Source organism: Haladaptatus rarus, from assembly GCF_054177585.1.
In genome coordinates, this window is record NZ_JBPEHG010000008.1 from 96743 (window position 1) to 115385 (window position 18643).

At 52.4% G+C, this 18643-nt stretch carries 11 protein-coding genes and 1 pseudogene; 6 read left to right on the forward strand and 6 right to left on the reverse strand.

Annotated elements, in window-relative coordinates; translation table 11 throughout:
- Positions 1 to 27 precede the first annotated feature (27 nt).
- From ACR3FE_RS17405 to ACR3FE_RS17415, 3 genes are all read right to left on the reverse strand, one after another.
- A complete protein-coding gene (locus tag ACR3FE_RS17405; RefSeq protein WP_458208661.1) occupies positions 28 to 693 on the reverse strand; it encodes a hypothetical protein in 666 nt (221 codons plus the stop codon).
- 270 nt (positions 694 to 963) lie between these two features.
- Entirely contained in the window at positions 964 to 2442 is a 1479-nt protein-coding gene (locus ACR3FE_RS17410; RefSeq protein WP_458208662.1) for a multicopper oxidase family protein, read from the reverse strand.
- A gap of 227 nt (positions 2443 to 2669) precedes the next feature.
- On the reverse strand, positions 2670 to 3458 hold the full coding sequence (locus ACR3FE_RS17415) for an AAA family ATPase (protein WP_458208787.1): 789 nt from the start codon (positions 3456 to 3458) through the stop codon (positions 2670 to 2672).
- A 500-nt stretch (positions 3459 to 3958) separates the two neighbouring features.
- Here ACR3FE_RS17415 and ACR3FE_RS17420 point away from each other — a divergent pair, with 500 nt between their 5' ends.
- The gene (locus ACR3FE_RS17420) at positions 3959 to 5344 is read left to right on the forward strand and encodes an ATP-binding protein (protein WP_458208664.1); all 1386 of its coding nucleotides are present in this window, start codon (positions 3959 to 3961) and stop codon (positions 5342 to 5344) included.
- Positions 5345 to 5403: 59 nt separating this feature from the next.
- On the opposite strand, the gene ACR3FE_RS17425 is transcribed toward ACR3FE_RS17420, so the two are convergent.
- The gene (locus ACR3FE_RS17425; RefSeq protein ID WP_458208665.1) at positions 5404 to 6642 is read right to left on the reverse strand and encodes an orc1/cdc6 family replication initiation protein; all 1239 of its coding nucleotides are present in this window, start codon (positions 6640 to 6642) and stop codon (positions 5404 to 5406) included.
- 939 nt (positions 6643 to 7581) lie between these two features.
- The gene (locus ACR3FE_RS17430; RefSeq protein ID WP_458208666.1) at positions 7582 to 8001 is read right to left on the reverse strand and encodes a hypothetical protein; all 420 of its coding nucleotides are present in this window, start codon (positions 7999 to 8001) and stop codon (positions 7582 to 7584) included.
- 324 nt (positions 8002 to 8325) lie between these two features.
- Between ACR3FE_RS17430 and ACR3FE_RS17435 the strand changes: the two genes are divergently transcribed.
- Positions 8326 to 8562, forward strand: a complete 237-nt coding sequence (locus tag ACR3FE_RS17435; protein ID WP_458208667.1) for a hypothetical protein — start codon at positions 8326 to 8328, stop codon at positions 8560 to 8562.
- Positions 8563 to 8627: 65 nt separating this feature from the next.
- On the opposite strand, the gene ACR3FE_RS17440 is transcribed toward ACR3FE_RS17435, so the two are convergent.
- The gene (locus ACR3FE_RS17440; RefSeq protein ID WP_458208668.1) at positions 8628 to 9023 is read right to left on the reverse strand and encodes a HalOD1 output domain-containing protein; all 396 of its coding nucleotides are present in this window, start codon (positions 9021 to 9023) and stop codon (positions 8628 to 8630) included.
- A gap of 806 nt (positions 9024 to 9829) precedes the next feature.
- Here ACR3FE_RS17440 and ACR3FE_RS17445 point away from each other — a divergent pair.
- The 4 genes and pseudogenes from ACR3FE_RS17445 (at position 9830) to ACR3FE_RS17455 (ending at position 18631) form a co-directional block, all read left to right on the forward strand.
- Positions 9830 to 10504, forward strand: a complete 675-nt coding sequence (locus ACR3FE_RS17445) for a hypothetical protein (RefSeq protein ID WP_458208669.1) — start codon at positions 9830 to 9832, stop codon at positions 10502 to 10504.
- Positions 10491 to 10652: pseudogene (locus tag ACR3FE_RS27785) on the forward strand (DUF8156 family protein); the annotation flags it as partial. The gene ACR3FE_RS17445 and the pseudogene ACR3FE_RS27785, both read left to right, overlap by 14 nt.
- Positions 10653 to 11121: 469 nt before the next feature.
- A complete protein-coding gene (locus ACR3FE_RS17450; protein ID WP_458208670.1) occupies positions 11122 to 12675 on the forward strand; it encodes a hypothetical protein in 1554 nt (517 codons plus the stop codon).
- A 157-nt stretch (positions 12676 to 12832) separates the two neighbouring features.
- Entirely contained in the window at positions 12833 to 18631 is a 5799-nt protein-coding gene (locus ACR3FE_RS17455) for an RHS repeat domain-containing protein (protein ID WP_458208671.1), read from the forward strand.
- Positions 18632 to 18643: the final 12 nt, after the last annotated feature.

Sequence of the window (18643 nt, forward strand, 5' to 3'; positions counted from 1 at the left end):
GATGGGACATTAGTTGCTGGGATGAGACTACTGGTCAGTGCTTGATTTCCGATTGAGAAAGAGAGATCCGAGAAGGATAATCAGAAGCACCTGAACGACCTTATCTAGAAGGCCGAAACTGCCGAGATGCGGCATTCCATCGTTGATCCAGAGTAGTATTTGAGCCGCCGTATAGACGATTCCAAGTAAGTAGAGGTACTGGCGGTGAACACCAACGAAGAATAACCCAATTCCACCGAGGAATCCCAAGCCAGCGAATAACATGATAAGCGAGCCGTGCTCTAAGAAGAGATAAAGATGCACAGCAGCAGTAAAGAGAGCAAGTAGCGCGACACCTAGATGGCTCGCTGAAACAGTGAAATTCTGCCGACGCTTATTCGTATACTGATATACCGGTACCGTAGCTACCGTTCCGAGGATGAACAGTCCACCGATCATTGACAACCATCCACCCGCGAATCCTTCTTGATCCTCACTGTGTCCCTCTCCCTCGTGGCTGTGTCCCTCGTCAGTCTGAGCCGTTGTTCCGTGGTGCTGGCCGTCTTCATTGTGATGGCCCTCTTCTTGATGTGATGTTGTCGCCGAAGTTGTTGTCTCATCACCGTTCACGATTGCAATGCCCGGTGAGACGAACAGGAGGACGATACTGAGGAGGAAGAGGACACGGCCGATTCGTCGCCATTTGCGTTTCATGGGTGGCGATAATTGGGGTGGATATATAGTCCCCCTTGGGTGGTTTCACACAATGAAAACACCCTAGCTGGCAGAAAATATAAATATATGATGTTTGTATAAATGCACTGAGTATTTTGGCTAAGAATTGAGGTCGGGGGAAAACATGGTTCTCGAGGCACACTTTGAACAGACCATCCTCTCGGAAAGTCACTGTTTTATTCATATGTAGTTACTTCCATAGAATATAGTCAAAAGTGTCATCTAGCTCCGTCCTTCAACGGCCCGTCTTCACACGTATTGGACGACGCGAGCCATGCCTGATTCCAAGTGATAGAGATTGTGACAGTGGAAGAGCCAATTACCCGGATTGTCCGCTAGAAAATCGAACGTCACAGTTCCCATGTGCCCCGGCACGATAACCGTGTCCTTCATCGCGTCCCCAACCCGGAAGAAGTGCCCGTGTAAATGCATCGGGTGGAGCACCGGACTACGGTTTGTCATCTTGACACGCACGTGCTCACCTTCCTGAATCTGTAACGAATCAGCATCCGGATATGCTTGCCCATCGATGAGCCAGCCATATGACCTGCCCCTCTTGGGCGATAGGGTCAAGTCAAACGTTCGATCTGGATTTCCGCGGAGTTTCTGCGGAACCTGTTTCGCTCGCAGGTTCCTGTACTGGAGTGTCTGTCCCCATGAGATGAGACGTGTCGGTGACCCCGATTCGTTGCTATACCGGAGTACTGCTTTCGCTGGTTGTTCATCTCCGTCCACCGCTTCCCCCCGAATTTCCCAGGCGCCTGGGTTCGTTGCTTCGACGATAGCATCGTACCGCTCACCGGAACCAAAGACGAACGAATCGACCGTCACGGGATCAACGGGTTGCCCGTCGGCATGCGAGATCGTTAGTTTGTGTCCAGCAATACCGACTCGGAATGCTGTTGCACTGCTCGCATTGATGAAACGCAGACGAACATGCTCGCCCTGTTTCATGTCAAAGGTGGCGGGATCTGCTGGCAGGTGACCGTTCACGAGTAATCCTTCGTACGGCGGGCGTCGATCACTCATCATTCCGCCACCCATACCGCCACCATCCATACCGCCGCCACCTCGTCCACCACCGTCCATGCCGCCACCCATCCCACCCATGTCGCCTCCGCCACTCGATGACTCGCTTAGTGGTTTCGGTGGTTGAGTTAGATAGTCGTCGAACAGGAGCGTGTACTCGCGGTCATATTCGACGTGCGGCGATTTTTCTTCGATCACCAGTGGTGCGTATAGTCCGCGATCGAGTTGGAGACCGACGTGGCTATGGTAGAAGTACGTTCCCGCCGGATCGGCCCGGAACTTGTACGTGAACGTCCCGTCGGGTTGAATCGGTTGTTGGGTTACGTTCGGCACGCCGTCCATCGGGTTCGGTACGGGGACGCCGTGCCAGTGGATCGTCGTCCCTGCCGAAAGGCGGTTTCTGAGATCGACACGGACGATATCTCCCTCAGTGACGCGGAGTTCTTTACCGGGAAACGCGCCATCGTATAGCCAGTTGTCTGTAGATGTAGCTGCTGGCGACACCTGACTGGGAGCGGCTGTCAACGTCTGTTGCGTGTTGGCCTGTTCTGTGACGGTTGATCGGGGTGCAACAGTTTCTTCGTTGTCGTCAAGTGACGGGATGGAATTGGAAGCACAACCAGCGAGACTTCCGAGTCCGACCGTCGTGAATCCGCGAAGGAGGTTTCGTCGCGAGAGTGGGGAATCTCGATCGTGCATTGGAGGAGGTATGCACTGAACACTGATAAAGTTCAGTATTGTGAATACAATGAAATATCATTTGAATCGTGATTTCCGCTTCGGCCAGTAAAATGATGGGAGATAGTAGCATCCCGGCGAAGAAAACCGATTCACGACCTCATAATCGAAAATGTGGGCGGCAACAGTATTGATATTTTTACGCATAACTAAAACCATACTATGGAAGCTCACGTCCAATCAGCGAATCAAGTTGCTTCTTCGCTGAACTCCTCATATCGGTCACGTAACAACGATTCACACGATGGACAGCAGAGGAAGTACTGTTGGTCTCCGAGCGTCACAGATACCGCTTCACCTTCAATCGGTTGGTCACACTCATCACATTCGGTAATCAGGTCACCTTCCCCGAGGGCTGGACGCCAACTCGAGTCAGCTACCTTCCGGACGTCGACATCCATGTGTTTACGCAGCGGGGCAATCTGACGCTCGATGGTGCGTTCCAGTCCAGACATGGCTTCGTTGCCGGGTGCAAGTGGAAGAACGAGATTGGATGTCGCGACGAGTGCGTTGTCAGTCAATCGCGAGCGATAGGCAGGCGAGTCAGTGACGATATAGTCGTAATCCTCACCAAGTAATGGATCGACGACTTCGCGCTGTAACAGTGCAGACGGTTGGAAGACATCGCCCACGACGATTTCTCGCTCAACCTGCTCGAGATTCTCGCTCGAAGGAAGGATATCGAATTCGTGGTCGGTATCGTAGATGACTGACGCAGGTTCCGCATCGTCGAAGAAGACCTCGCCGATGCTCTCATCCGTGTCGTGGTAGTGGTCATCGAACCCAAGACCGACCGAGGCGTGTCCATTCGGGTCAAGATCGATGAGGAGGACATCGTGATCGTGAGCAGCTAGCTGACACGCGAGGTTCACCGCGATAGTTGACTTCCCGACGCCACCCTTCAGCATACAGACTGAGACGGCTCGTGATGTCCCGCTCGTATCGACAGATTCGTACGGGCTATTTGGGCTATTTATTCTATCTGTGCTATTCCCACTATTCGATTCAGCCATGCTATTCTGAAATAGAATCCTCTCGTGACTTATATCTACGGGACGTGAATAGGCAAACTCGTATGAATAGCCTACTTTCTGTTGAATTCATAAATAGCAAAAATATCCCAGATAGTGTGAATAGTATGAATAGCCCCAAACACAGGAGTTACCATCCATCGTGGAAATAGAGTGAATAGTCGCCATATTGTGAGGTACATAAATAACATGAAGAAGAAAAATAGCACGAATAGAAAGAATAGCACTAACCATCAGAGTATTTCAAGTGGTGAGAGCAGGAGGAAGAGAGCATAAAAATAGACGGATTAGTTAAATAGAATACGATTCTAGAATAGAACCCTATTCAGAGATAGCCTTGCGTCCGAATTCAGTTTCGAAGTTAGCAGATTCACAGATGGTGTGACTTCCAAGCCGGTGATGAGAGAAACACCTAAGTCATTATCGCGATAATCATTATCGTAAGAATGTTCTACAACCGCGCCGACGAACTCGAGGCACTCCAGACGGAACACGAACGGAATGACTTCAGTCTCGTCATCATCTATGGCCGTCGTCGAGTCGGCAAAACGGAGCTGATCAAGGCGTTCTGTGAGAACCGCACCCATCTCTATCATCTCGCATCGCAAGACTCGGCGAAAGTCCAACAAGAAAAATTGGTCGAGGAGTTAGCGGCATATCGAGACGAACGAGTTCCACGTATCGAGGACTGGCACGATGCAGTCGATTACCTGGGAGAGACTCTCACAGGAGGCAAGCAAATAGTGGCTATCGACGAGTTCCCGTATCTCGTCGAATCGAGCGATACAGTGCTCTCTGCGTTCCAGAATCTCGTAGATACAGTGAAAGCGACATCGACCTCGACGCTCATTCTGTGTGGATCGAGTATTAGCGTGATGGAATCGGAGGTAATGGGACACGAGAGTCCACTGTACGGGCGGCGAACGGCACAAATCGACCTTCAGCCATTCACGTTTGCCGAGGCAAATGAGATCATCGACTATCCGTTCGAAGAACGCATCCGCTCGTTCGCAGTGTCTGGCGGCATGCCGATGTATCTCACGCTCTTTGACTACGACGAGTCACTCGAAGCGAATCTCCTCCAGAATCACCTCTCGAAGACCTCGATTCTCTATGACGAACCGGAGTTCTTACTCCGGACGGAATTGCGCAATCCATCGCGATACATGAGTATCCTCGAGGCCATTGCGAATGGATACACCACACCGAACGAGATCGCTGGACAGACAGACATCGGTTCTGGACCACTTTCGGGGTATCTCCAACGGCTCCGTCGGTTACGACTCGTGAAACGCGAGGTCCCCGTTACGGCGATCGAAAAGAAGTCAAAACGGTCGATCTACGGAATCAGCGATGAATTTCTTCGGTTCTGGTTTCGCTTTGTCGAGCCGAATCGATCGGGCATCGAACAGGCACCCGAACTCGTCCTCGAAGACCGAATTATGCCAGAATTGGATCGGTTCGTTGCACCAACCTTCGAAGACATCTGCCAAGAGGCACTCTGGCACCTCACCAAAGCTGGCGAATTAAACGGCTCGTATGGAGCGATTGGTCGGTGGTGGTACGGTGAACACGAAATCGATCTCGTTGGGCTCGATGATCGGACACCAGCGGCACTCTTTGGCGAGTGTAAGTGGACGAACGCCCCCGTCGGCATGGCTCTGGTAGAGGATTTGCGCGAGAAAGCGCATGAAGTCCGGTGGAAGACGAGTGAACGTGAGGAAGAATACGTACTCTTCTCGAAGTCTGGCTTCGAAGATGGGCTTCGAGACAGACTCAATGATCGGTGGCGGTTGGTAAATCTTCAACAGCTCGAAAACGTATTCGAGTGAAGAGGCCGTTAAGTCAAGCTCAAACGTGGTCTTGAGAATTTACTGTTAGAGAGGTCTACTCACATTGCTGTGAACTCCTCACCAGAGTCAGGAAGATATTCGATGATGCTCTGGTGCGCACCGAACTCACTGATGATAGTCTGGAGAGCGTCTACGACGGTTGCGATATCACGGTTAATCTCGTGCTCACGATATGTGCCACCGTCTTGACCACGGTGTTCCATGTGGGAGAGAGTGAGATTGAGAATCTCGAAATCGGAGAGGAAACTCCGCATCCGACGAGCCGTACGAGGGTCTCGACCTTGGAACTCACACAGTTTCTTGTAGCGCTGGTAAACGACACGCGAACGAGCGGGAGTTGCGTTCTCAGCGGCAAGCGTCGTCAGGGCGTAGAGCGTGAGTTGCTCGTGTTCCGTGAGGTCACGCATGATGTCCATGCTTTGCTGGGCTTCGAGTTTCTCTTGGGCACGCTCGACGTGGTCGGTCGTGACGGTCTCGGCGTTCTCCGTTCGAGCGAGATCACCGGCTTTTCGGAGGAGTGTAATCGCCCTTCGAGCGTCACCACCATCCTGCCGACCGAGTGCGGCGCAGAGCGGAATCACGCCGTCTTCGAGTGCATTTTCGTGGAACGCGATTTCGGCACGCTGTTCGAGAACCTTCTGGAGTTCTTCCGTGCCGTATGGTGGAAACGAAATTTCGGTTTCACAGAGTGACGACTGAACCTTCGCGTCGAGTTGCTCCCTGAACGTCGAGTCGTTGCTGATACCGATAAGACCGAGCTGGATATTGTCGATGTAGCCGTTGTTATCGGCGCGCGTGATTTGGTAGAGGAACGTATCGTCCGTGATGTGGTCGATCTCGTCGAGGACGATGATGACAGTGCCGGAGAATTTGTTGAGTTCGTTCCAGAGAAGGCGGTAGACCTTCGACTGCGGATGGCCGGTTTCGGCGATGTGGTGCTCGGGTTCTCGGAGGTTGTTGATGAGACTGATTGCAGCCTGATAGCTCGTGCTGAGGCCGTCACAGTTGACGGTGACGAGTGAGATATCGACCTCAAAGTGTTCCGCAGAGTCTTGGAGTTCGTTAAGCAGAAAGTTCGTCACCGCAGTCTTCCCGACGCCAGTTTTACCGTAGATGAAGATGTTGTCGGGATATTCCCCGTTGATAATTGGCTGTAGAGCGGCCTCGTACTCCTCGATTTCGTTGTCCCGACCGACGATGTTGTCCGGTACGTACTCTACTTTGAGCGTATTCCGTCCTTTGTAAAGCGTGTCGTCCGGCTGAAACCGTGGCCCCATGATATGATTGAATGAGTGATTATGCCAGATAATAGTTTCGACCAGTGTTTCCAGTATTTCCAGTATAACCACCCGAGGGTATAGATTCCGATACCCAATGCCGACCCCACCGTTTCCAGTAAAGAGAGTTGTCGATTTCGACATCGAGAAGGCGTAGTGAACGGAGTACCCAACTCGTGTCGATAGCCGTACCCCATCGCTTCCAAAATTGGTTCGAACCCGTGAGGGCGAAGAACCACCCCAAAAGACACCCCACCATTTCCAGTATATCGGCAGTCTCTCGGGTTGTAGTCGAACGTGTGGAATGAACCACTGGGTTCCAGTATTTCCAGTAAACGCGAGTTTATAAGCACGACGCACCCCGTCGTTTCCAGTAAATCACTCACACGAGAAAACCAACAGAAGGCGGTGGGTGGGCATTTCTCGACACCCTCCCCCCACTGTTTCCAGTAAAGATGTAGAAAAGCATGGTGTCATTCTAGAATCGGCCGTATTTGATGCAAACATTTATTGCTGTTCTCCATTTAATGGTCCATAGCATCGAGAAACAGTAGATTATTAGAAGAGATGTTCTAGTGAGAACTCTCTTGGGAATAGCCCCTGACACGTTCTTTCATCGTATTACTGGAAACGATGGGGGGAGAGTGTGGTGCCGTCGCTGGTATCGTGTTTCTTGTCACCTAATTAGTGGAAATAGTGGGGTCTGACACTCGTCCGACGAAGCGAGCGTAGCACTGCAACCAATTTAACCAACTCAACGCTTTGTAGGTTCATCTGTTGGTTAATCTCTCTTTGCTTTCCGTGTTCGATTGGACAGATGTTCACCCTGTTCCGCCGTCTCCAAGAACGAAACGTGGAATGGCGTACCGACGGACGATGACATATGTCTACAATAGAAGTGGTAGTTAGCATATTATACTAACTGATGTCTGTTCGCTCTCAGACCTGCTCTTTTCGAATTGTTTCCATATCCGCGGCCAATCGTTCGGATCCCTCTGCCGCAATCACGAGCAGATTTGGTGCTGGAGTGCAGGGCGCTCGATCACCAACGTGAAATCCTGCATCTGCAGCACCGGGGAGTTGCACTTGATAGCCATTGCCTGCAATTTGCAGTGAGGCGTTTATAACACGGTGGATCGAGACGGTGTCGAGCGCGGCTGAGGTCGCGAGTTCGACGATATTCTCGTCGGTGATGCGGTCGAGGTCGACGACAAGAAGGAGGCCGTCGAAAGCAAATACGCGGATGTCTGCGAGACGAGTGGGTTCGTCATCAGTCTCTTCAACGAGTCCAGCGGCTCGAGCAGGCTTTGTGACTTGGAGTGCGAGTCCATCGCCGGACCGTTTGATTGTGTTGGGCATTGGCAGTTAGTATGAGGTACTAACCCAAGAAGATTCACCCTAGCGGATGTTCCTACGACTCGCGTTATTGGTGAGAAGCGTTGGTGCCGCAAATCCCCTCCGGTGTTTTCAGTTTCACTTCCGCTGTGGTTGGCTGAAGACTTTATTCGTTGGGTACCAAGCGTCGAGTGCAGTTAGCGTAACCCAGCAGACGATGTGGATTCTCGTACTCATCCCAACCCATACACCCACATTGACTGCTTATTCCCCTTCTACACTACGTAGTGGCACGAATAGGCCCTGGCCGAGGGTTTACCTATGAGGTAGATGAATTGGAGAGTACGAATGGTTCCAAATGGGAAATCACCACTCTCCCCACTTGCGCAAGATGCCCTTGACGCGCTCGCGAGAAGTCTCCCAGAAGAGCGAGAACTCACTTACGAGCAAGCCTATTCGATTTTGGACGATGAAGAGGATCTTGGACGACTAGCTGCCGAGGATATCATCGAACGGCTGCACGATAAGGGCCATATTTACGAAGTCGAGGGGAAGATTCGACTCACGGATTACAGCTCTGCATAGCGAAGTCGGTCTCGAGAGAAGAAAGCGCCGTTACTACATCGCGAAGTATGGAACGATTTTCTTGATTAGCTAGCTGGACATGGATTTCCATCCGTATCGCGTTGTGATCCGATCGGTTCGTAAATGAGGACGGTGTTGTCGCTCCGAACAATGACGAGATAGTCCTCGACTGTGAATCGGACTTCAACGTCGCTCTTTTTTGATGCACTTGCTGTAATGATGTCTTCGAGGGCATCTGGGTTCACGTATTCGTACAGCGAGAGTGTGGTCTGGCCACCTGCTGGCTCCATCACGTCAATGAGTACCTCAACGACACTCGTAATGAGTTCCGAACTTGATGATTCGAAATCAATCGTCTCGGAGGCGACCAATGCGTATTGCGGTGGTGGACTCGGGCCAGAGTGCTCTGTGGTGGAACCGAACCAACTAGTCGTTTTCGTTCTCATTGTGTCGCTGTTCATACTTTCTGCTAGCTCTCCAGAACCTTGAGTAACGGCCGCTTACCGCAGTATTCACTGGATTGAAAGAAAGAGACGCTAGAAATTGAGTTCGATACACATAGCTCGGTTATTTGTACGAATCATCTAATAAAATCAATCAATGTCTGACGAACTTATTTTATCCTTCGGATCATTAGTGGAGATACGCTCTCACACTAACTAGTACGACGCCATCGTCTGGCGTCATCACCCGACAATGGCTCGTGCTTGGGTGTGGGGGTTACCTCTCCCTTTCCCCCGCTGTCCGTTCCGGTACGTGAGTGTCTCTATTGTTCAGTGATTTCTGTATCGAGCAGTCGGGTTTCGGAAACCCGAATCGGAAACGGATGGAACGTCTCGAGTTCTACTGGCGCTGTCATGCATCTCGGATCGTAACTGATTGGGGTCAATTCGTGCACAACGTTGTCAGTATCGGAGGTTTTTCGTCCTCAACAACCCCTTGGAACTGCCCGTATGGGTCGAATGAAATTCACGACAAACTCATCGGCCAATTCATTCGACATCATCTCGCCCTCATCGGGATTTTGCGGAAAAGTTGTGGGACTCAGACTGGCCAACTAGTCCGAAATATTCCGAGTTTCCGCTGGGCTTCTACTGGGAGAAGTGAACCAGTTTACACCAACAACTGTGTAGGGTGTGTTCTCGCGTTGCTGTGACGTCCTGCATGGTGGTAACTCGCACTGGTTGACGTCGGTCGTTCCGCTATTGGAATATTCGGAAGCGACCCTGGCGTGCCTATCTGATACCCCGGTGAAATATTATCCGTGATGATGCACCAGACCTCACCAGAACTTCCATCACTTGAGCCCGGCATTACACTGCTCGAAACCGACGAGCGCATGACTGGCTCATTACAGTCACTCGTTCTTGACCAGCTGCTCTTGGACGATGGATCGGCCGTCTGGATCGACGCTCACGGGAACGGAACGACACACCCGCTGACACGGATTACGCCGTCGATGCGTGTTCTCGATCGGATTCACATTGCTCGGGCGTTCACCCCATGGCAACACCAGAGTCTTGTGCAGGATCTTGCTGGAGAGCTTACGGACGAAACGACGATTGCGGTCCTTCCCGCAGTGGACTGGTTCTATCGATCGGAGGATCTTCCACGTGATGACGATAAGCGCATGCTCTCCATGGTGGCCGAGCGGATCGAAGCGCTTGCCCAGCGATTTGAGATTCCGGTGCTGCTGACGTTGCAGACGGACGATACGCTGACAGCACCGATTCACGAAATTGCTGACCGGACGATTCAGTGTGAACAGACCAAGTTCGGCCCACGGTTCGCAGGCGAGGAGTACGAGACATTGGTCTACCCGCTGGAGAATGGGCCCGTACAAACGACACTCGCGTATTGGAAACGTATTCTCGCCAATCGGCATCCGGCGATGGCTGATGCTGACGTTTCACCGGAGGTGAGCGTGAATGGGGCGTACTAATACGACGTATCGTGATTTGCTCCGGGCGATGGAGTCGCGGTGGCAGGAGTATCGGCGGGCACTCCGACACGCTGACCAGGCTATATTCGATCGGCTCTTCGAATATGCTCGGGCCCATGCTGATGCGAGTGGGGTTCAGAACCACCAGCTCGTCGAGACATACTCGGCTCTGACGTCTCCGTGGGTGAGTTCGACAAGTGCGGACTCAACGCATTCCGTCTGGAAATGAACAGTATAGAAAGAGTAACCTAGAATCTACAATGATTAATATATACATTTATATAGTGCCAAGTTGTAACTTCTTTCGGGTCTTCGAGAAGACGCTCGCATCGGTACCCTACTGAAGTACCAAACATGCTGTCTCTTAAGACGAAACCCATCGAGAGAACCCTAATGACCTCAAAAAATCGTTGATTAGGCCGAAGTGGTCGTAACACAATCAGAGAAACCATTAATCAAGAAATGAATCAGTTCATCAATATTAACCAGAGGGAGCATTGACCTCACAATCACTGTCGTTGCCCCAAGACATCACGTGGCAACGGTTCGGATTTTCCCGAGACATAATCGACACCAACTTCGGCGATGTAAATATCCCGCCGAAATGGCGCTCCTCGATGGCAGTGTACGCCTACGTCGTGCCAGAGGAGCAGACAAAAGAATCCTACCCTGACGGTCGAATCGTCTATCTGAAACTGACATGCAGTATCACTGGGTGGAACCCTTCCGAGGAACTCATCGATCCGAAGAGAATCGCCGACGAAGAAGATGAACTTGACGACCTACAGCAGTCTGCCTGGGAGGGGATTCTGGCAGATGATTGGTCACACGTTTACTGGCCCTGCAAAGGAGCCATCGCGCAGGTCGCTATCTACCCCCACTCGGACGACGATGTCGGCCCAGACGAATTCCCACATATTCTTGATTTTCAGCCTAAAAAACGTGAACTGTACGAAACACGCTCCGAAACCGGCGAATATCTCTCGGGCACATCCGAAAAAGTCAACGTACAATCGGGGAGAACTACCACAGAATCAAGTGAGGAGAGCGACATTAAAACGGGCTACAGCGGCAAGGTAGGATTCACTCTTCCGGGCAATATGGGGGGTGGTGAATTGAGCGGCAGTTATACCGGTGAGTGGGGGACTCGCAGTAGCACAGGGGAGGAAACGGTAGACATGCGCACTACAGATACGTCGCGTGAACGCCGTGAGACGACGAGTTTTAGCACTTCGTTCAGCCAGATGTACCAACTGTTCAATGGCTATCATCTGGGAACGAATCGAGCTCTGTTCCTCATAAGTCCCAGACCCCACACGGTCACGAGCGCGAGTCAAGTAGACTTCAATCTAATCAGGGGCAAACGGATGCTTGAGGGACTCCAGGACATGTTCCTGGTCGTGTTCGTTCCTTCGAGTGTGAGCGGGCTCTGTCTCCAGGCGAATCTCGATACAGGTCACCCGGTCATGGTCGAAAACGGCATGATGTACGCGGCAGCCCTCGATAATGACTCACCAATCGATGGCGGCGGAAGTGGAGGGGATGACCGCCCCCCGTTCCCCCCGGCGCCGGAGTTTGCCGACACGGATCAGAGAGTCTCAAATCAGTTCTCCAGGCGGCTAGTTGTCACACGGCGTGTCATCCGGAACTGTGGCCGGTTTACAGATTCGGGCCGGCTGCAGCCGACAGGCCCCGGTGAGTTCCCTGACGAAGAAAAAACACCTATCGTGTTTGAAGACATTATTCAGGAAGGCATCTCCGAACACGCTGTCGTTTCGGCCGCGAAGACATCGGAGGAGGCTATAGAGGTACAGAGATTTGTCGCGAGCCAGCGGAATCGGTTCCAAAACGACATTACTCAGTCGATGCTGAGCGGATTCACGGCTGACCGATATCGGCAACGAACGTTCTCCGAGACCGAGGCGTTTAGGGAGTTGACACGGTTCAGTCTCGGACGAATCGAGGTGGACGCAGACGTGCTCGTTGAGACGGGCGTCCTGACCGAAGAAGAACTGCAACTGCTCAGGAGATTCGGCGTTAAGGAAATCAGAGAGGTGTTCGACGAACGGCTCAGTGAGAACCCCAACGTTGACGAGGAGACGCTTCGAGATATACGTGAACGAATTACAAGCCACGCGCTTGAGCCAATACGGAGCGGTCAGGAGGACTAGGGTAGATGTCTCGAAGAGTGTGCATAACTGAGGCAACAAAGCGGGGACTCTGGTTACGAGTAATCGAGACCGATTGGCGCCTCATCTCAGAGGCGAGTTCGAACGGTTTGAGGGACTATCGCGGTTTCACAGTCCTGGCAAACGGGACTTTGATGCAATGAGTCCAGGCAATGAAGCTGACGACATCGAGTGGGCCGACAGAATCGACCGAGAAGCGGAGTTGGTCCAGAAGATTCGTCAAGGGCCCGATAACAGAGACGTCGAGGAGTATGCACAGCTATTGCTCGACAATCGGGAAATTACTATTCTGGAGGGTGAAATAGAAGAGGCAGCGATCCAAGCCGCGGTGTTACTCGCAGAACGGACCGAGAATATCGATGATATTGACAATTTCCAAAGAATCATCGAGCCGTACTTCCAGGCACAAGTATCCGGGATGAGAGGGCACACACCAGGGCCAGTTACGCAGAACGTACACACTGCTGCCGATCCGGTGACGATGTTTAACGGCGAGTTCGTCCACGAGGCTGAGGATCTTCGTATCGATGGTGCCGGAATCGATTTCGTGTTTCGACGGACGTACCGCAACCAAGTCACCTTCGACGGTGCACTCGGAGCGAATTGGGACCACCAGTATAACGTATTCCTCCACGAGACGGAAACAGAACTCGTTCTGACGACGGGCGAGTTGCGCGAACAGCGGTACACGAGACACCCAGCACACGAGTACTTCGTCCCACCGGACGGGGTTGACGCGATCATCAAGGGCCACGGGGAGTCGTTCGTGCGCCGCGCCCCAGACGGCACAAGACACATCTTCGAACGGATCCCGGCGACACCCACTCACCGCCTCGATCGCATCGAGGACCGCTTCGGAAACTTCCTCCAGTTCGTCTACCGGGATGGTGAGGCACGGCGTATCGATACCGTGCAGGTAAACCGGACCGATCGTTTTGTCCAGTTCTCCTACGACGTTCAAGACCGTGTCACTGGGATCACCGATCACATCGGCCGCACATGGACATACATATACGATGATCTGAATGATCTCGTGTCGGTCACGACACCCGCAACTGACCAGCACTCAGACGGGCTGACCACCTGCTATGAGTACAGCACAGCTGGGACAACCGGTCAACTCAGGCACAACCTCACGCGAATCATCGACGCGGAGGGACAACTGTATCTCGAGAACGAGTACGGCTCGTCACCGGGCCAATTCGATTTTAATCGAGTGACCCGACAACGGCAGGGTAACGGAGAAAGCACCTTCGAGTACGAGGATGTCACCCCTGTGTTCGAACTGGATTATACCACTGCTCAACGTCCCACACACCAAACCACAGTGGTCCACCGAAACGGCCATCTTGTACATTACGTCTACAATACCTTCGGGGGACTCTTGTTCAAAGAAGAACGCGTAATCCAAGAGGGTCGGGTGCAGACGCTCATGACACGATATCGGTACAATCGGGACGGACAGCTGGTAGCTTCAATGAGCCCCGAGGGAGTGGTAACCCAACACCTCTACGGACGAGAGGCGTTCTTACGACGCGAAGCGATTACAGATACGGCCGAGAATGAGATCGGTAGCCATGAGAACCTGACGGCGGAGGAGCGTCTCGGGTTTGGTCGATTGTTAGTGACCGTGCGACGGGGACGGTACTTTGATTTCCCAGAGCTGAACACCACCCAGGGAATGTGGGGCGATCTGTTCCCCGATATTCTAACGGAGCCAAGTCCGTCGGATATCATCTCGAAGTTCACTTATGAGCCAACCTTTGGACAGATTGAAACGATATCGGATGCACGTTTCACAAGCAGTCCCAGTCCATTCGTCCAGACGGAAGCTGAGGGTGAGCATCCCCGCTACCAAGAGACACTATCGCGATACACCTACGGCCCCCATCCGGACATCCCTGATAGCCATCCGAACTTCCTATTAACCGAAATACAGCAGCCCGCATCGACGCGTCCCGACGGAACAGTCGGGGAACCGAGAATCGAACGGTTCGAACAGTACGATGAGCGCGGTCGACTCAAGCGCTTCGTCAACTCGGTAGGTGTGGTGACGAGCCATACGTACGCAGATGATAGCGATGTCCGCGAAGGGTACCTGCAGCGGACCGTGGTCGATCCAGGTGGCCTAGCGATTACTACTGAGTTCCAGGTCGACGAAGTCGGCCGGACAGTGGCGACCCAACTCCCCCGGTCTGCGGACTCCCCCGACGGACAGTTTGTGATCCGGAACACGTACGACGAGCTCGACCGAATCACAAGATCGACCGGAGTAGGCCCATTCCACTTCGAAACACGCCGGTCCTACGATAGGAATGGGAAACTCATACGCGAAGAGCAGGATGCAAAGGATGAGGCGGGTGCTGACCTGCCCAGTGCGCCAGACGTCTATACCTTCGAATATGACGAGGAGTTTAATCTGATTCAAGAAACCAGTGGAGGCGTCGATCAGTCCGAACATCTTGTGACTCGTCATAAACACGATAGCTCCGGCCAGAGGATACGGACCGTTCTCCCGGCAGGCAATACGATTCGCTTCGCCTATGATGAGCGGCAATTCGAGGTAGCCGAGACGAGAGGAGCCTGGACGGACGATGTCTCCACGACCCGTACCGTACGCGACGCCGACGGTCGCGTACAGCGTCTTGTAGATGCACGTGGTAATGTGACCACATTTTCTCTCGATCCATTCGGACGGGTGATAGCAGAAGAGGATGCGCTCGGCACAATCATTAGGCGCACGTATGATAAAGCCGGGAATATGAGGGTCGAGCGTATTTTTGAACGCAGGGAAGACGATCGATATACGCTTCTGGCCCGGCGGGAGATTGAGTACAACGAGTTGCAACAGCCAACTGTCATCGCTATCAATCGGTTCGACGAGGTCGCCCAACTCGCTGATAAAAATGAGCTACCAGAAGTATTTCTCGACCAGCCTGGACCTGGTTCGCTGGTAGAGACTAAGACGTTCTACGATGCTCAGGGACGAGCCGAGCGCACCGTCGATGCGCTGGGCCGGGAGACGACTTTCGAGTACGACTCACTGGATCGTATTACCGTGACAGTCGATCCGTCAAACAATCGGATCGAGAATCGGTACGATGCTCACGACAATCTGGTGCGTCAGGAACGTCGGGACGAGGTTAGAGACTCAGAGACTGGCGATGTAGTCGACCAACAGGTCTATACAACCAGTTTCGTGTACGATACGCTCGATCGTCTAGTCCGCCGCACAGACCCACTGGGCAATACCACGCAATACGCATATGATAGCCGTGGGAATCGGGTCCGCCGAACTGATCCACTAGGCAATATCGTCAGAACGGAGTTTGATGTCCACAATCGCCGTGTGGCCGAGATTCAAGAACGGACTGACACAGGGCTGGGCGACGGGAGTCCCCTCACCGGAGCCGAGACACGATTCAAGTACGATGCCAACAGCAACGTAATTGCTGTCATCGATTCGTCAGGGCGACAGACCGAATTCACCTTCGACGCTCTTGACCGTCGCCGAGCAATCATTTATCCAGACGAGAGCGAGTTCCGGTTGGATTACGATCCTGACGATAACCTAATTCGTACTAGGGACAACAACGGCCTGCAGCGACATTACACCATAGATGCACTTGGACGTACGACTCGTGTTGATGTGGATGGATCAGATCTCATGGGCACCGTGGTAGAAGGGGCAACGTTCGAGCAGTATACGTACGACGGACTGAATCGGCGCATTCGCGAGGTGAACGATTTCGCTCGCTGTGTCAGACAGTATAACTCTGTAGATTGGGAACTGGGAGAGACGATTACCTTCACTCCTGCTGGAGTACCACTCGATACCCCGTTCCACGTCGGGCGTGAATTTAACGACGCCGGTGCCCTCACCGATCTCACGTATCCCAATGGCCGGCAGCTGCATATTACTCGGGACGAGCTGGATAGAGAAACACGCATCCAAAACGTTCTCAAAGGGGCAGAATATCCCGGACGTTCAGCGACCACGGACGCTCACGACATCGTAACGCAAGTAGATTATGCCGGTCGACAGCGGCTCCGTATCCGTTTCGGCAATCACACAGTCACCACCTATGCCCACGATGGGGCGGCTCGTCTCGTTGAGATAGACCACGCCTCTCCGGCGGAATCCAAGTTACGGATTCAGTCATTGTTTGACGCCGTAGGCAATATGCGAGTGCGTAATGATATAACATCAAACGGCAACCGTGGCGAAGCAATCGCCTACGATTCCCTCTATCGCGTGGTGAACGTGGCACAACAGGACATCCAACCGTTTGATCCCACATCAGTAGCGCCTTCCTCGGTGTCACCCGGGGATACAATTCCGAACCGTCAACAGTCGATTAATGCGCTAATTGGTTCCCTGACATTACCTTCGCATCCGCATATGTTTGCTTACGATATAGTTGGTAACCGCGACTCAGAACGGACCGAAAACGGCGAAACTATCGAGTATTCAAGGAATGAGTTAGATCAGTATAGTCAGATAGAAGAAATCAGTACCGGTGGAAAAACCTCGTTCACGTTCGACGCGAATGGAAATCTGAAGGGCGATGAGCGACATCGCCTCTTCTTTGATTCAAACAACCGGCTCGTGCGTGTTGAAGACGTAGACACCGAGACCACGCTTGTCGAGTTCTTCCACGATGCTCGGGGTCGGCGCATCTTGGAGAGAGAAAGTGGGAACTCCACCCAACTGATCTACGATAGAGAGAACCTGATCGCGGAGTACCGAAACGGACAAATCTCCGCTCAGTACGTGCACCGAGACGGAGTTGACCAACCTCTACAGATTGCTACGGAAGGGACCGAACGTTGGTACCATGCTGATCTAGTTGGTTCTATTCGAATCCTTACCGATGAGAGTGGTGATGTGGTCGCGAGCTATAGCTACACGCCGTTTGGCGAGATGGCAGCAAGTTCAACAGGAGGTAATTACAATCCACTTCGATTCACAGCCAGACGCCTGGACGAGACTTTGGGCACGTACGATTTCCGTGCGCGACAATACACCCCGCTGCTGGGTCGGTTTATTCAGCGCGACCCGAATGGTATGGTAGATGGTACAAACCTGTACAACTACTCGGATAATAACCCCTTGACGTACGCAGATCCTACCGGTACCGGACGCAAAGAGCGGGGGAACACGGATGAAACAGAATCACCCACCAATGGGACACCGTACGGACAGCGGTTCTTCCGCCAGCCCCCCGAACGGTGTTCTGAACAGTTACCATCTCTATGGGATTTGAAACCAACTTTGGATGGTCCCCGCACCGATGCTATCGTTGAATCAATTCACAACCCACAGCAGACAATTTCTAACCTAGACCCTAATGGGTTCATTTTCTGGCCCACTGCGTCTCAAGAATTGGGAAGGGCTATGAAGGAGGGTTACTATCACGGGGATCTAAATGATCTTTTCCCGATAGCCACTCTTATCGGTCATATAGAAGAAAAAACAGCAATGTGGAAATATGGTCAAGAACAAGTAAGGTCTCGACAGGAATGGAAGAGATATGAGTTAGATCGAGAAGCGTATAACAAAGAACTAGAAGAAGTTCAACAGCATAATCTCAAGATGTTGGGGAATGCTGTTAATGATTTAACTTATGCACTTAACGAATTCGCTTGGAGGAGTATAGGCTTCGAACGCGCGCCGAGCGTTAGAGCAGATCCGAAAAGTATTGAGGCGGACATTCCCCAGACGACGAATGAATCTCTCGGCATACGAACATTTTCAAAAAGATGGGAGACCCGCAAACCACTGTGGGAACGGATGCGACGACCATCGCTGGAAAAGCCAAAAGCGCCGCGAAGGCCTCAAATAAGTAGACCGAATCAAAAGATGAATCGGACCCGAACGCACAGAAGACAACGGCTACCCTCGAGAAACCAACGCTCTCGACGAACGCCAAGGTAGCGAACCAATGAG